We start from the raw sequence: 14,464 nt of genomic DNA on the forward strand, positions 1-14,464 counted from the left end.
TACCCAACCGCCGAGCATTTCCGTCGCGGGGACGGTGGCCCGAGCGCCCCGGATCCAGTACCGCGGCATCGACCGCGTCCGGATCCAGGTCGCCGACGGACCGCAGGAGGGGAGCGATCTCGCCACCGAGGACCCGCGCGAGACCCTCCGCCGGTGGCCGGCACGGCGTCTTCGCCCTGGCCGATGGGCGCCGGACACGTGTCGGACCGGTGCCGGACGGGGCCGGAAACACCTTTCCGGCCGACCTGGGGTGGCACCTCGGCCAAGCCCGTGAGCAGGCCGGTACCCGCCTATTTGACGTGCACCTGCTGGGGCAAAATGGCAGATGTCACCGGCACATCGGTAAGGGAAGGTGTGGTCTTGGCGTTGCTGTCCTTACCGGTACGGCGCATACGGGCACTGCAGGGGACGAGGGGGGTGGCGTCGGGCCTGCAACGCGCCCAGTCCTTCCTGATCGTCGCCACCCTGCTGTACCGGGCGAGCCATCTCACGGTGGGCGCCCTCGCCGTCGCCCAGCGTCGGTCAGAACTCCCCCTCCAGTACGCGGGATTCGCCGTCGCCCTGGGGCTGAGCGCGCTGACCTACGGAGCCGCCCTGCGGCGCGGCTGGTTCGACCGGCGGCACATCTGGGCGGACGCCCTGGTCACCGGCTGCGCACTGCCCCTGGCCCTCTGGGCCTGGGGCGGCCTGCGCGAACCGCCCGCGATCGCCTGGGCCATGCTGCTCGGCGGCTCGGCGAGCGCCGTCGTCGCCATCTCCCTCCGACGGCTCCACGCCCTGATCGTGATCGGCCTCCTCATCGGCACCCACTTCATCGGCTACCACGCGGTCGGCGCGAGCCCCGCCGTGATCCTCGGCCACACCAACTCGCTGGTGTCCTCGGCCGTGATGACCTGGCTCTTCCGGTGGTACCTGCTCCGCCAGGGCCGCCTGCTCGACGAGGCCAACGCCCGCGCGGTGGCCGCCGAGGCCCACAAGGCGCGCTACGCCGAGCGGCTGGAACACCACCGGGCGCTCCACGACACCGTCCTCGCCACCCTGACCACCCTGGCCTCCGGCGCGGTCGACGCCAATGCCCCCGAGGTGCGCCAGCGCTGCGCCCGCGAGGCCGCGTACCTGCGCCGCCTGATCCAGCAGACCGCCGAAGAGGTCCACCACCGGGAGATCGGCACGGCCCTGGAAGAGGCGGTCGGACACGTCGAGAGCCTCCAACTGCGGGTCACCGCCCAGTACCACGACCTTCCGCAGGTGCCCCCCGCGGTCGCCGCCGCGCTGGGGGACGCCGTCCGTGAGGCGCTGAACAACGTACGGCGCCACGCGGGCACCGGACACGCCTACCTCACCGCCACCAGGGACCCGGACGGACGCGGGGGAGCCGTCGTCACCGTGGTCGACCGGGGGCCCGGATTCGACCCCGCGCGGTGCGAGCCCGGCCTCGGCCTGCGCGGTTCGGTCCACGGCCGGATGACGGAGGTGGGCGGCCGGGCGACCGTGGACACCGCCCCCGGCGAGGGCGTGAGGGTGGAGCTGAGATGGCCCGGGTGATCACCGTTTCGGTGGTGGACGACGACCGGATGCTCCTCGACGGCCTGCGGGCCTGGCTCGGCGGCGTGCCGGAGCTGCGGCTCGTGGCGACCGCCGCCACCGTCGGGGAGCTCCTCGGCGCACCTGACGCGCAACTGCCGTACGGCTTCGGGGCGACGGGCTACTCCCCGCCCGACATCGTCCTCCTCGATCTCGTCCTGCGCGACGGCTCCGCTCCCGCCGACAACATCCGGCGGCTGCTGCGGACCGGCAGCCGCGTCCTGATGATCAGCACGGTGCCCGACCGCTCCCGGATCATCGAAGCCATCCGGGCGGGCGCCGACGGCTACCTGACCAAGGACCACGACCTGCCCACCCTGGTCGCCGCGATCAAGGACCTCGCCTCGGGCCAGGGCGCCCTCTCCGCGGAACTCGCCTTCGCCTGCGCCTACGACGACAGCCCCGCACGCCCCCGCCTCTCGCCCCGGGAACGACAGATCCTCCTCGACTACGCCTCCGGACTGACCCTGAAGTCCGCCGCCCGGCGCGCCGGCATCACCGTCCACACCGCCAAGGACTACCTGGACCGGGTCAAGGCCAAGTACCAGCAGGCGGGCCGCCCCACCTACACCAAGCTCGACCTGGCCCAGCGGGTCCGGGAGGACAGTCTCGACGCGGGCTGACCACCCCCACAAGCCCCCCAAACGGACGGCTACAGGGGGCACGCCACCGTCCATACCGTCATCCCCGGCGGCGCCTCGGACGGCCCGCCGGAAAGGGGACGAGCCGGTGTCCATTTTCTGGCCGGCGCTGCCGGAGGACTGTACCGCCGCGGGCCCGGGCGGCGATCCGCACCCGAGGCGGGGGGAACTCATCGGCCGCGGCCCCGAGATGGGGCAGATCATGCTCGCCCTGGCGGCCGCCCGGTCCGGGCGCGGCACGGCGCTCTTCGTCACCGGCGAGTCCGGCGTCGGCAAGACCCGGCTCGCCACCGAGGCCCTCGCCGTGGCCGCAGAGACCAACATGGTCACCGTACGGGGACGGGCCAGCGCCGTCGGCTCACCCGTCCCGTACCGGCCGTTGGTCGAGGCGCTCCTCCTGCTGTCCCGGGCGGGCCTGCTGCCCGCCCCGGAGGAACTCGGCCGCTACGGGCCGGTCATGGCCCGGCTGCTGACCGGCGCCCGGGACGCGGACGCCGACGCCGCGTCGCACCTCGTGGTCGCCGAAACGATGCTGCGCCTGCTCACCGTCGTCGGGGAACGGCAGGGCTGCCTGCTCGTCCTCGACGACCTGCACGACGCCGACGCCGGAACACTGGCGGTCGTCGAATACCTCCTCGACAACATCGGGCACCAGCCGGCCGTCCTCCTCCTCGTCACCGGATGCGCTCCCGACGCGGCGGCCGAACTCGCCACGCGGGCCCGCCAGCGCGGGGCCGCCGCGGTGCTCGACCTCGCACCCCTCAGCCGACCCGACGTGCACCTCCTCGTCGCGGCCGAGCTGCGCGTCCCCCCGACCGAGGTCTGTCCCGACCTCGTCCACCGGGCGGTCGACAGCAGCGCCGGAATCCCCTTCGTCGTCAAGGAGCTCGTCCACGACTTCACCGGCCGCCCCGCCCGCCACGTCCAGGGGGCGCCGTCCGTCCCGCCCACCGTCGCGGAGAACGTCAGGCGCCAGGTCGAGCGGCTCGGCCCGCTCGGCGCGGAACTCCTCGGCATGGCGGCCCTGTTCGGCCGGCGTTTCGCACTGCCCGTACTGGAGCGCGCCATCGGCCGCGACCACGCGGAACTCTCCGCCGCCCTGCGCGCCGCGGTCGCCTCGTGCCTGATCACGCCGGACGGGCCGGGCGCCCAGTGGTACACCTTCCGCTACCCGCTGGCGGCCGAGGCCCTGCTGGACGACCTCGGCCCGGGCGAGCGGGCCCGGTACGTACGACGGGCCGCGCGCGCCCTCACCGAACTCCACCCCGGACTGCCGGGAACGTGGTGCGAGCACGCCGCCCAGCTGCACGAGCACGCCGGCGAAACCCCCGAGGCCATCCGCCTGTACGTCGAGGCGGCCGGGCGGGCGACGGGCGAGGGCGCGGTGGACCGGGCCGTGGAGCTGCTCACCCGGGCCCACCGGCTCGTCGAACCGGGCACCGCGCCCGAACTGCACGCCACGGTGCTGGAGTGCCTGCTGGACGCCGTCGCCCGCTCGGCCCGCTTCGACCGCCTGCCCGCGCCCGCCGCCGTCGTGGACACCCTCGGCGGCGACGGCGGCGAGCACGGCATACCCGCCCAGCGGCGCGCCGGACTCCACGCCCGGCTGAGCGACATCGCCACCCTGACGGGCCGGCCCGCAGAAGCCCTGTGGCACCTCGACATCGCCCGCGCACTGCTCGGGAGCCACCCAGCCGACGAGCACGCCGCCCTCGTGGACCTCTGCGCCGTGCACGTGGAGCTGAGCAGGCTCGCCCCCGACCGGCTGCGCACCGCCACCCGGTACGCCCTCAGGGCACTGCACGCCGCCCAGCGCGTCGACCTGCCCGACGTGACCTGCAGGGCCCTGCTGCTGCTCGGGCAGCTGGCCCGGGAACAGGACGAGCCGACGGCCGCGGCCCACTTCCGGCGGGCGCGCGCCATCGCCCTCGCCCGCCGGCTGCCCGTCCCGCGCGTGGCCGCTGACGTCCACCTGGCCATCGTTGCCGCGGGCCATGACGGCCGGCCCACCGGGATCGAAGGGGCCCGGCGGGAGGCACTGGGCATGGGCCTGCTGCCCCTGGTCCACGACACCGGTTTCGTCCTCGCGCTGGACCGGATCCAGCACGGCCGGTTCGAGGAGGCCCGGGACCGGATCCGGGAAGCCGCCGCCGATGCCTCGCGCCTCGGACTGGGCCGCCCGCTGGCCATGCTGCGGCTCGCCGAAGCCGTACGGTACGCCCACCAGGGTCGCCGCGCCGAGATGCGCGGAGCACTGGAGCGACTGGCCCCGCTGTTGGACGCGGCACCCGGCGTGCGCGCGATGTCGTACGGGCTGGCCCGCGCGTTCTGCTCGCTGCTGGAGGAACGGCACGAGGCCGCCGGGCAGGAGTTCGCGCAGGCACTCGCCTACGACGCGGAGAACCCCGCGATGGGAGGGTTCGGCAAGCACGGCATCATCCTGCTGCTCGGGGTACTGGAGGGCCGCATGGGCCGGCGCCACCACGCCGAGGTCACCCTGGCGAGCGCCGGTGCCACCCGCTGGAACCACCAGTTCACCGGCCTCGCACACGCCGTGCTGCTCGGCCGCGAGGGCCGCCCCGACGAGGCGACGGCCGCCGCGGTCAAGGCACTCGAAGCGGCCGAACCCTTCCCCGTGGCGCGCAGGCTGTGCTTGCGCCTCGTCGCGCAGTCGGCGTACGACGACGGCTGGGGCACGCCGGTCGAGTGGCTGCGCGAAGCGGAGGAGTACTTCCACGAGGCCGGCCTCCAGGCGGTCGCCGGAGCCAGCCGGGCGCTGCTGCGCGGGATGGGCGCGTCGGTCCGGCAACGGCGCACGGGCACCGAGCGGGTGCCGCCGGACCTGCGCCGCTGCGGGATCACCGTCCGCGAGTTCGAGGTGGCCCGGCTGGTCGCCGAGCGCATCAGCAACAAGGACATCGCCGGCCGTCTGCACATCTCGCTGCGCACCGTCGAGAAGCACGTCGCGAGCCTCCTGCAGAAGACCGGCCACCCGAACCGAACGGCCTTCGCCACCGCCACCCGCGACCTGGTGGCCTCGTAGGCCGTGGGCCCGGTTCACGAGAGGCGGGCCAGCGGGTGTCCGGCCGCCAGGGTCACCACGCGGTCGAAGCGGCCGTCGAGGTCCTCGTCCCCGTGGTGCACGACGAGCAGCGCCCGCCCGGCGGTCCGCTCGCGCAGCAGCCGGAACACCAGTTCCCTGCCGCGGTCGTCGAGGTTCGCGAACGGCTCGTCGGCGAGGTAGACGTCCGCGTCCTCGCACAGCAGCGCGGCGACCCCGACGCGTTGGCGTTGACCCGAGGACAGTTCCGAGGGCAGCTGGTCGGCCGACGCGTCCAGGTCGAGCGCGGCGCGCAGCCGCTCGTCCGGGACGAGGTCGCGCACCGGCAGCGGGGGCAGGTTCACCGGAGCGGTCAGACTCGCCACCCGGGCCGGCAGGGTGACCGACCCGGCATCGGGGGCGAGCGTCCCGGCGATGATGTGCAGCAGGGTGGTCTTCCCGCAGCCGTTGGGGCCGCGCAGCAGCACGTGCTCGCCGGCGTGCAGCTCGAAGGTGTCGAACGAGACCCCGGCCACCTCGCTCTTCCCGGCCCTGGCCCCGGTCCCGGCCCGGTCCTCGTCGGCGCCGCCGCCGTACACGACGCGGGCTCCGCGGACCCGGACCAGCGCCCCCTCGTCGTGGTAGGGGGTTTCCCGGGCCTCCCGCAGGGACTCGATCCGTTCGAGGACGGCGGTGCTCCGGCGGACCTGCGGAATCATGTTGATGAGGTCGAACATCCCGGTCACCGCCCGCCACAGCGAGTTGACGAAGGCGAGGAAGCTGCCGAAGGACATCCGGCCGGAGAAGACGAAGAAGGCCCCGACGACCATCGAAGCGGTGTCCGACAGGTTCATCACCAGGTCGCTGAGGGTCCGCTGGCGCTGCGCCAGCCGGAAGTTGACGAAGGTGATGCCGAGGAAGCCGCGCAGCGCGTCCTGGTTCGCGCGGCGCGTCCCCGGCAGCAGCGACGGCAGACCGCGCAGGGCGGGAAAGGCCTCCAGGGTCCGCGTCAGCGTGTTGACGTACCGGGCCTCCGCCTCGCGTTCGGGACCGGTGTTCTCCTCGATCCGCCGGCCCAGCCGGTTGCTCACGAACACCAGCGGCGGCACGATCACCAGCAGGACGAGGCTGGCCTGCCAGGACAAGTACAGCAGCACCCCCAGGAAGACGACCGAGGCGACCGCCTGGCGCGCGATGCGCAGGGACACGTCGACGGCGGGCAGCACCCCCTGGGACACGTCGTTGTGGATGCGGCTCACGTACGAGGCGTTGCCCGCCCGCGACACCTTCCGCCCGTCCAGGCCGAGGGCGCGCCCCAGCAGCTGCGTCTCCAGCACCAGCGTGAACGCGTTCTCGAACCGCTTGCGCCGGCAGGCGACCCAGTACCCGGTGAGGTTGAGGGTCAGCCCGAGCACGAGGTAGGCGAGGCCGAGGACCAGGAACCGCCGCAGGTCGGCGGTCAGGATCGCCTCGTCGAACAGGGCCTTCAGCAGCAGCGGGTGCAGCAGCGCCTCCAGCCCGCTCGTGGTGGCCTCGGCGACGAGGACCACCACGAAGGGGGACCGGTGCCCCCGCAGCGTGACCCACAGTTGCCTCACCGCCCGACCTCGTCCAGCAGGAAGTCGGCCGGGCCTCCCCGGTTGACCCGGTGGAGCACCCGCAGCACGCCCGCCGAGCCCGTCAGGTAGTCGGTGGAGCAGCGCAGCAGGCCGTCACCGGGCAGTGCCAGCAGGGGCGGCCGGCCCTCGGCGCGGCGCAGCCCGAAACGGTCCGCGGGCTCGAAGAGGAAGACCTTCCGGACGAAGTCGAGCTGGCGCAGCGCCGTGTCGCGGTACGACCGGTCGCCGGTGAACTCGGCCGCGTCCAGCAGGGCGTCGGCGACCCCGGTCATACCGAAGGCGTAGCCGGGCATGACCGAGTACCGGACGTCCAGTCCGCGCAGGACGGTCCGGGCCGCCTCGGTGTCCCCGTAACGCAGCAGCACCTTCAGCACGCCCGCGGAACCGACCTCGACGTACGGCTCCATCGTCCGCTCGTGCTCGAACATGACCGGGCCGCCCTCGTCGTCGATGGGCTTGGCGTGGGCCATCTCCCAGGCCAGCGCCTCCCGCCCCAGCCGCAGGTAGCGCTCCTCTCCCGTGACCTGGTGCATGCGCAACAGGAACATCGCGACGCCGGCCTGCCCGAAGCCCAGGCCGGTCAGCGGCCCCTTCGCGGTGAACTCGTTGAGCCAGTGGGCCTGCCCGCCGTCGCGCTGCGCCGTCTCGTACAGCGCCTGCGCGCACTCCTGCGCCGCGGCGAGGTCGCGGGGGTCGTGGCCGCGCAGGAAGAAGCGCAGGTTCGTCATGCCGACCCCGGAGAGGCCGTAGTAGAAGGTGTGGTCGCCCTTCTCCACCGCGCGCTCGTTGGCCCGGGTCAGCAGCTCCCTGGCCCGGGCGGCGAGCCCGAGGGAGTCGGCGGCCCAGGCGATGCCGGACAGGCCGTTCATGAGACCGTCCGGGTAGCGGGCCGGATCGATGTCCGCCAGCCTGCTGCCCAGCCAGGCACGCCACTCCGGGCGGATCGGGACACCGCTGGCGTGCAGCGCCCACAGGACACCGCTCGCTCCGAAGCCCAGGCTCAGCGGGTTGGTGACGTGTGCGAAGGGGTCCACGGGGAAGAGCGTGTCGCGATCGGTGTCGGCGGTGGCTTCGACGAACGCGGCCACCCCGGCCTCCGCCTCGGCCAGGGCGAGCTGCTCCTCGACGACCGGGCGCTGCGGCAGGGCCTCGACGGCGTCGAGCAGGCCGGCCTCGTCCTCCAGGGCCTCCAGCAGGCCGGTGAGGTCCATCCGGTTCCGGGCCAGGTCGGTGATGAGCCGGTGCACCCGCTCCGGCCAGCCCAGTCCCTCGGTGATGAAGATCCGGTACAGGTCGAGGACGTCCTCGCGCAGGTACGACATGGCGGCGATCGGGAAGACGAAGTACGCCATGGTGGAGGCGAGGGCGTACCGGTCGCCCTCCGGCCCGTACGCCTTGAAGCGGTTGCGGGAGAGGCTGAACCCCGGGGTGTAGAGCTCGACCGGCTTCGCCAGAGCGGCGTCGCCGCCCTCGGCCAGCCGGCAGGCCTCCAGGTCGACGATGGTCACCTCGTAGGTGTCCGGGTCGATGAGCAGGTTGGCGGCGGTGAAGTCGGCGAGGACCACACCCCGGTCGTGGGCGGCCCCGATCGCGCGGGCCAGCCCGCGGAAGACGGCGAGGAATGTCCGCAGGTACTCCCGCGACCGCTCGATGTCGAACCCCGGCCGTGCCAGCGGGTTGCGCTCCAGCAGCACCGAGCGGATGTCGGAGCCCTCGACGAACTCTTCGGCGATGTAGTGGTGTTCCCAGTGCTGGAACTTGGCGATCGGCGCTGGGTACGAGCCCGCGTCGGCCAGCCGGTTCAGGAACATCCACTCGCGGTCGAGGATGTCCACGGCGTCGTGGTCCTGGCGCGGGTTGATGTTGGTGTGCGGCCGGGCCTCCTTGAGCAGCACCGGGCGGTCGTCGTCCGCGGTGTCCTCGGCCGTGTACACGCCGCCGCTGTTGGAGAACTGGATCGCGCCGGTCACCCGGAAACGGCCCCCGAGCAGGCCGTCCCCCTCGTCCTCGTCGGCGGGCTGCCAGTCGTCGAACGGCCAGGGCACCCAGGAGGGCTGCGCACGGCCCGGGCGCCGGTCGTCGGGGACGGGCCCGTCCGGTCCGAGGACCTGAGGCAGCCGGCGGCCGAGGACGTCGACGGTGTGGGTGTCGAGGAACTGGCCGTAGCGGAAGTAGAGGGCCTTGCTGTCCTGGTAGCGCAGGTCCGACAGGACGTAGGCACCTTCGACGCCCTTCAGGAGGCGGGCGAGGTCCGCCAGGCACGTGCGGAACTCGTCTTCGTCGCGCGGGTAGACGGTGACGAGCTTGCCGCCGCTGCCCCGGGACATGGCCTTGGAGTTGAGCATCTCGAAGATGTTGAGGTCGAGGGCGATCTTGAAATCGATCTCGCGTTCCGTCAGGTGGCCGATCACCGAGGCGGCGACCTCGCGCACGTGGCGGTGGCTCGACGAGACGTGGATCTTCCAGCCCTGCGCCGGCAGGTTCTGGTTGTGCCGGAAGCTCCACCAGATGCCGCTGCGGACGAAGCGGTCCCGCACCCGCTCGTCGAACGCGGCGAGGAAGTGGTCCGCGTTCGGCTCGTAGAAGACGTCGAGCGGGTCGAAGAACAGTGTGTCGTTCCACGCGAAGAGGAAGCGGTAGACCCAGCGTTCGTTGCGCATGTCAGCCTCTGTGATCGTCCTGGGGGCCGCCGGCAGCAGCGGCAGCGGCAGCGGCCATCGGGAACGACGGGTCCGTGCGGGGGCGCGCCGAGCCCCCGCACGGACCCGACGGGTCAGTTCGGGTCGTGCGGCTGGTGCGGAGACTTGCAGCAGTCGCTGCTGCTGCTCGTCAGGCTGATGGTGGCGGCAGCACTGGGCGTGACGCGGGCCTCCATGTTCTGAAGCTTGAGGACGCTCATCCGGATCACCTCCTCGAAGGTCGGGTGCGCGGGACGCACGGTGATGTGGATTCCTGGCCGGCCGATCGACAGGACCGACTCAACGCCATCCGTTCCAGCCGCACATGGGCGGTGGCCCCGCATAATCTCCGCCCGCGCCCCCCACCGAAGCGAGGCCCGGCACGGGGCGGAATGGTGGTGGTTCGCACGCTCCGGTCGGCGGCACCCGATGTGGTAGGGAAGGGCGATGTCAGAGGCGGTGTCTAGCCTCGGGGGCATGTCTGAGACCTCCACGGGTGCGCCCGACGACGTGAACGGCCCGCTCGACGATCCGCGGTGGACCGTGCAGTGGGCCGAAGGCCCCGTACCGGACCAGCGGCAGCTGCGACCCCTCATCGGCCACGGCGGCCCGGTGCGGGCGGTGGCCACCGCGATCGTCGACGGCAGACCGGTCGCGGTCTCGGGCGGCCGGGACGACACCGTGCGCTTCTGGGACCTCGCGACGGGCGGGCAACTCCACGATCCGGTCACCGGTCGTACCGATCCGGTGTCCTCGATGACGGCCGAGGTGTTGTCCGTGGCCACGGCGGTTGCCGAGGGCAGGCCCGTGGCCTTCAGCCTGCACGGCGACGACGCGGTCCTGGTGTGGGACCTGGCCACCGGCCGTGCGGCCGGGGAGTTCGTCGGACTGGTGGAGAGCGCCGTCCTGGACGGGCGCCGGGTCCTCCTCACCCTCGGGGCCGACGGGACCCTGTACGTGGGGGACCTGCTCACCGGCCGCCGGGTCACCGCCTTCCCGTCGGCGGCCGGCCTCGCGATGTTGGACGGCCGCCGCGTCGTCCTCACCGTCGACGACATCGACGTGGACCGGACGGTGCGCGTGTGGGACCTGGGCACCGGCGATCAGCTGGCCCGGTCGCTGGAGGTGGTGCGGACCGTCGAACTCGACGGACGCGTGCTCGTCGTCACCGCCCGGGAGCCCGGCCAGGAGGCGCAGCGGCTGTGGGACCTGGCCACCGGCGAGCCGGTGGAGACCCCTTCGGCCGCCGCGGCCCTGGCCGGCGGCGCGGCCCGGCCCGGCCCGACGACCGTGACGCTCGTGCACGGACGTGCCGTCGCCGTCGGCCTCGACGGCGAGGAGCCCCGCTTCATCGGCCCCCTGGCCCTCGCCCGTCAGAACGGCGCCCTGGTACGGGCCCGGGCCCGGGAGACCGCGGTGCTGGACGGACGTGCCGTCGCCCTCACCATCGAAGCGGACGGATCCCAGCGCATCTGGGACCTGACGGACGACCGGCCGCGCGTGAACGGCACGCGGGTGATCGGTGCCGTCGGCGCGAGTGGCACGGCGCCGGCCTTCCCGCCCGGCCCGGAGCCGGCAGGGGACCTCTGGCAGCGGATCTCCGGCCGTGGCAACGGTCCTTCCGACGGCGGCGATCAGGTCCTGTTCACCGTGGAGCAGGACGACACGGTGGTGGTACGGGACCGCGCCACCGGACAGCCCGTGGGCCCGCCGCTGACCGGCCACACCGGCAAGGTCTGGGACGTGGCCACCACCGTCGTGGACGGGCGGACCGTCGCCGTCACGGCGGGCGCCGACCACACGCTCCGGACCTGGGACCTCACCCGCACCCCTGGGGCTGGGCCGGCCCGGACCGGCCACACCGGAACGGTTTCGGCGATCACCACAGCCGTTCTCGAGGGGAGCCCGGTGGTCGTTACGGCTGCCGCGGACCGCACCCTGCGCGTCTGGGACCTGACCACCGGTCAGCAGGTCACGGACCCCGTGACCGGTCTGGAGGGAGAGGTGACCGCCATGGTCGCATCGGTGGTGGACGGGCGGCCGGTGGTCGTGACCGCAGGCTCAGGAGACGACCTGCACCTGCTGGATCCGGTGGGCGGGAAACACCTCGGTGAGCCCGTCACCACCCACCACGGCCGGGTGCTGGCCCTGGCGGGTGCGACCCTGGCCGGCCGGTCCGTCGTGGTCACGGCCGGCAGCGACCGCACCGCGGCGGTCTGGGACCTCGCCACCCGCCGCCCGGTCGGCGAACCGCTCACCGGGCACGCCAGCAGGGTGACCACCGTCGCGACGACGGAACTGGCGGGGCGGCCCGTCGCGGTCACCGGAAGCTGGGACAAGACCGTACGGCTGTGGGACCTCACCACCGGCCGGCCGATCGGGGAACCGCTGACCGGCCACACCGACTGGGTGACATCGGTGGTCACCACCCTGGTCGACGGCAGGCCCGTGGCGGTCAGCAGGAGCCGGGACCAGACGGTGCGCCGGTGGGACCTGGCCGCGATGCGGGAGATCGGCGAACCCCTGACCGGCCACACGGATCCGAACGGGCCCCTGGCCGTCGCCGCCGGGGGCGCCCCGCCGGTGGTGGCCATCGGCCAGGGCCGGGCCGTGCGGTTCTGGGACCCCGCCGTCGGGCGAGAGGTCGGGAAGGAGTACGCGCTGCCGCTCCCGGCGGGCGCGCTCGGGTCCGCGCCGGGAGGGCGGCTCGTGGTCGCCTTCGGCCCGGAGCTCATGGTGCTGTGCCCGGCGGCGGGTTGACTGAAATGGACCGTACCCCTCCGGTAGGTCGGGAGAATCTCAGGAGCAAGAGGCGGTGATCGTCCGTGCGGGCGGGGGTGAGTGAACGGACCCCTGTCGTAGGGCGGTTCACCGATCCCCCCAGTACCGTGAGAGGCACCACGATGACCACACACCGCGTCAGGCGTTACGCGGCACGCGCGTTGACCATGGCGGTCGCGGCCTGCGCCGTCGCTGCGGCGACCACCCTTCCGGCATCCGCCGCCGACCAGCCGACCCGGCAGCAGCTCATGGCGGACTGCGCCTCGGGCGAAGGCAAGTGCACCTTCAACTCGCCCCAGCTCGGCGAGGCGTACCTGGGTGAGTTCCGCCAGGTGTCGAACTCGCTGTTCAACTGCACCACGTCGGACGCCACCCAGTCGATGACCTGGGACGACACGGTGGGCTCCACCGATTCGTTGGGCGTCTCCGTCACGGCGGGAGGCAAGATAGCGGGCATCGTTGACCTGAGCGTAACCGCGAGTTACAGCCATAGTTGGTCGAGCAGTCACTCGGAGAGCAGCTCGCTCAACATGACGGTGAAGCCCGGCGAGGTCGGATGGATCTCGCGCGCCCAGGTGATGCAGAAGGTCTCCGGTACCTGGCAGACCCACTACGACAGCCCCAAGTGGAGCCACTACTACTGGTTCTTCCAGGACACGATCACCAGCCCGGCCAAGAACGGCACGGACGGCAAGAGCAACGCGGTGGTGGTCAAGAGCCGCAAGATGACGACCGCGGAGAAGCGTTCCTGCGCCGCCGAGGGCCACCAGGGCCGCGCGTTCGTCGAGTCCCGCTGAACCCACCCGGCTCCGCCCCGCTCCCCGGGGCGGAGCCGGACGGCGGGTGCCGCCACCCGGTTCGGGGGCGGCCCCCGCGGGCATGCTGACGGGGTCGTCGGGGTGTGGGGGGCCGGCCCGGTGGCACCACAGCTTCCGTTGTCGACCGGCGGGCCGGGCCGCCCCCGTCCGTCCGCGAGAGCGGGGGGCTCCGTGCCCGACGGGAAGACGAAGGCCGACGAGGTACCCGACCCGGCCCGGGCGGCCTTCGAACTGAGCGGCCGCCTGGTGCTCACCGGCCAGTACGAGGAAGCCCTGACGGCCACCGACGAGGCCGCGCGGCTCTACCGCGAGCGGATCGCCGCCCGGCCCGGCCGGCTCGAAGCCTTGGGTTCGGCCGCCCCGCTCGCCTACGTCCTGGTGTTGCGCTGCGAGGCGCTGTCGAAGCTGGGGCGGTGGGAGGAGTGCCTGCGCACCGCCTCCGAGGCCGTGGCCCTGAGCCGCTCGCAGCAGGCGGACGCGCCCTTCGCCGCGCCCCTGGGCGCCACCCTGATGGGCCTCGCCACCGCCCTGTGGGGACTGGGCCGCCCGCAGGAGGCCCTCGCGATGGCCCGGGAGTCCGTCGCCCTGTACCGCAGGCTCGCCCGCAGGGACGCCGCGCACCGCCCGCAGCTCGCCAACGCGCTCAGCCTGCTCGGCGTGGTGCTGTCCCGCCTCGGGCTGCACGCCGAGGCGCTGAAGGTCACCAAGGAGTCCGTCGCCCTGTACCGGCGGCTGATCTCGGCGGACCCGGCCGCCCACGCCCTCGGGCTCGCGCAGGCGGTGAACAACCTGGCCCGCCGCAGGTCGGTACTCAACCAAGGGCGCCGGGCCCTACGGAGCGCCCAGGAGGCGGTGACGCTCTACCGGCAGCTGGCCCTGGCCAATCCGGCGGTCCACCGGCGCGACGTGGCGATGGCGCTCGGCAACCTCGCCCGGATGCACTTCAGCCGGGAGGCGTCGCTGGCCGCCGCGCAGGAGTCGGTCGCCATCCTGCGCGAGCTCGCTGCGGAGGTCCCGCAGACGTACGCCTCCTCCCTCGCGGAGGTCCGCGCCCTGGAGGACCGCCTGCGAGCGCTGGCCCCACCACCCGGCGCCTGAGGCCGGACCCGCCGCCCGGCCGACTGAGCTTTTAGGCGATTTTCACGAGGGTGTCAAGTCCCGAGATTCCGGAACATGACCCGGATGTGGCCCCCGGGGCTTACTTGTGGTGCGGGCCTCACCGGAAACAAAACGAGGCAGACGAAAGAAAAGGAATACCTCTTCCTTCGTCGACATCACCGCAGCGTCTCGGAAATCCGGGGCG

The 14,464-nt window shown here is 73.1% G+C and carries 9 protein-coding genes; 6 read left to right on the forward strand and 3 right to left on the reverse strand.

Annotated features, from left to right (window positions below; genetic code table 11):
• The first annotated feature begins 417 nt into the window (after positions 1-417).
• The 3 genes from ACIQK6_RS31975 (at position 418) to ACIQK6_RS31985 (ending at position 5,268) form a co-directional block, all read left to right on the forward strand.
• Positions 418-1,545 (forward strand): ATP-binding protein, encoded by a 1,128-nt coding sequence (locus ACIQK6_RS31975; RefSeq protein WP_329104770.1) that lies wholly within the window; start codon positions 418-420, stop codon positions 1,543-1,545.
• Positions 1,533-2,207, forward strand: coding sequence for a response regulator transcription factor (locus tag ACIQK6_RS31980; RefSeq protein ID WP_030011604.1), 675 nt, complete (start codon positions 1,533-1,535; stop codon positions 2,205-2,207). Before ACIQK6_RS31975 ends, ACIQK6_RS31980 begins: the two co-directional genes overlap by 13 nt.
• Before the next feature lie 106 nt (positions 2,208-2,313).
• Positions 2,314-5,268 carry an AAA family ATPase gene (locus ACIQK6_RS31985; protein ID WP_329104772.1) on the forward strand — a complete coding sequence of 985 codons (2,955 nt, stop codon included), beginning with the start codon at positions 2,314-2,316 and terminating at the stop codon, positions 5,266-5,268.
• Between the two features lie 14 nt (positions 5,269-5,282).
• Here ACIQK6_RS31985 and ACIQK6_RS31990 read toward each other — a convergent pair whose 3' ends face one another.
• The 3 genes from ACIQK6_RS31990 to ACIQK6_RS32000 form a co-directional block, all read right to left on the reverse strand.
• A complete protein-coding gene (locus tag ACIQK6_RS31990; protein WP_402696145.1) occupies positions 5,283-6,863 on the reverse strand; it encodes an ATP-binding cassette domain-containing protein in 1,581 nt (526 codons plus the stop codon).
• Positions 6,860-9,544 (reverse strand): class III lanthionine synthetase LanKC, encoded by a 2,685-nt coding sequence (gene lanKC, locus ACIQK6_RS31995; protein ID WP_329104775.1) that lies wholly within the window; start codon positions 9,542-9,544, stop codon positions 6,860-6,862. The genes ACIQK6_RS31990 and lanKC overlap by 4 nt, the downstream gene beginning before the upstream one ends.
• A 113-nt stretch (positions 9,545-9,657) precedes the next feature.
• Complete coding sequence (locus tag ACIQK6_RS32000) at positions 9,658-9,783, reverse strand: class III lanthipeptide (RefSeq protein ID WP_351163818.1); 126 nt, start codon at positions 9,781-9,783, stop codon at positions 9,658-9,660.
• 256 nt (positions 9,784-10,039) lie between these two features.
• Between ACIQK6_RS32000 and ACIQK6_RS32005 the strand changes: the two genes are divergently transcribed.
• The 3 genes from ACIQK6_RS32005 to ACIQK6_RS32015 all read left to right on the forward strand — a co-directional run bounded on the left by ACIQK6_RS32005 (position 10,040) and on the right by ACIQK6_RS32015 (position 14,259).
• Positions 10,040-12,322 (forward strand): hypothetical protein, encoded by a 2,283-nt coding sequence (locus ACIQK6_RS32005; RefSeq protein ID WP_329104779.1) that lies wholly within the window; start codon positions 10,040-10,042, stop codon positions 12,320-12,322.
• Between the two features lie 143 nt (positions 12,323-12,465).
• A complete protein-coding gene (locus ACIQK6_RS32010; RefSeq protein ID WP_402696148.1) occupies positions 12,466-13,140 on the forward strand; it encodes a hypothetical protein in 675 nt (224 codons plus the stop codon).
• Positions 13,141-13,332: 192 nt separating this feature from the next.
• Positions 13,333-14,259, forward strand: a complete 927-nt coding sequence (locus tag ACIQK6_RS32015; protein WP_402696149.1) for a tetratricopeptide repeat protein — start codon at positions 13,333-13,335, stop codon at positions 14,257-14,259.
• The last annotated feature ends 205 nt before the right edge of the window (positions 14,260-14,464 follow it).

This window comes from Streptomyces sp. NPDC091682, from assembly GCF_044756625.1.
GTDB lineage: Bacteria > Actinomycetota > Actinomycetes > Streptomycetales > Streptomycetaceae > Streptomyces.

What these genes read in the sequence shown, in the direction of transcription:
- ACIQK6_RS32005 (WP_329104779.1), top strand. Translation starts at nt 10,040, where the DNA reads ATGTCTGAGACCTCCACGGGTGCGCCCGACGACGTGAACGGCCCGCTC.
- lanKC (WP_329104775.1), bottom strand. Translation starts at nt 9,544, where the DNA reads ATGCGCAACGAACGCTGGGTCTACCGCTTCCTCTTCGCGTGGAACGAC.
- ACIQK6_RS32000 (WP_351163818.1), bottom strand. Translation starts at nt 9,783, where the DNA reads ATGAGCGTCCTCAAGCTTCAGAACATGGAGGCCCGCGTCACGCCCAGT.
- ACIQK6_RS32010 (WP_402696148.1), top strand. Translation starts at nt 12,466, where the DNA reads ATGACCACACACCGCGTCAGGCGTTACGCGGCACGCGCGTTGACCATG.
- ACIQK6_RS31980 (WP_030011604.1), top strand. Translation starts at nt 1,533, where the DNA reads ATGGCCCGGGTGATCACCGTTTCGGTGGTGGACGACGACCGGATGCTC.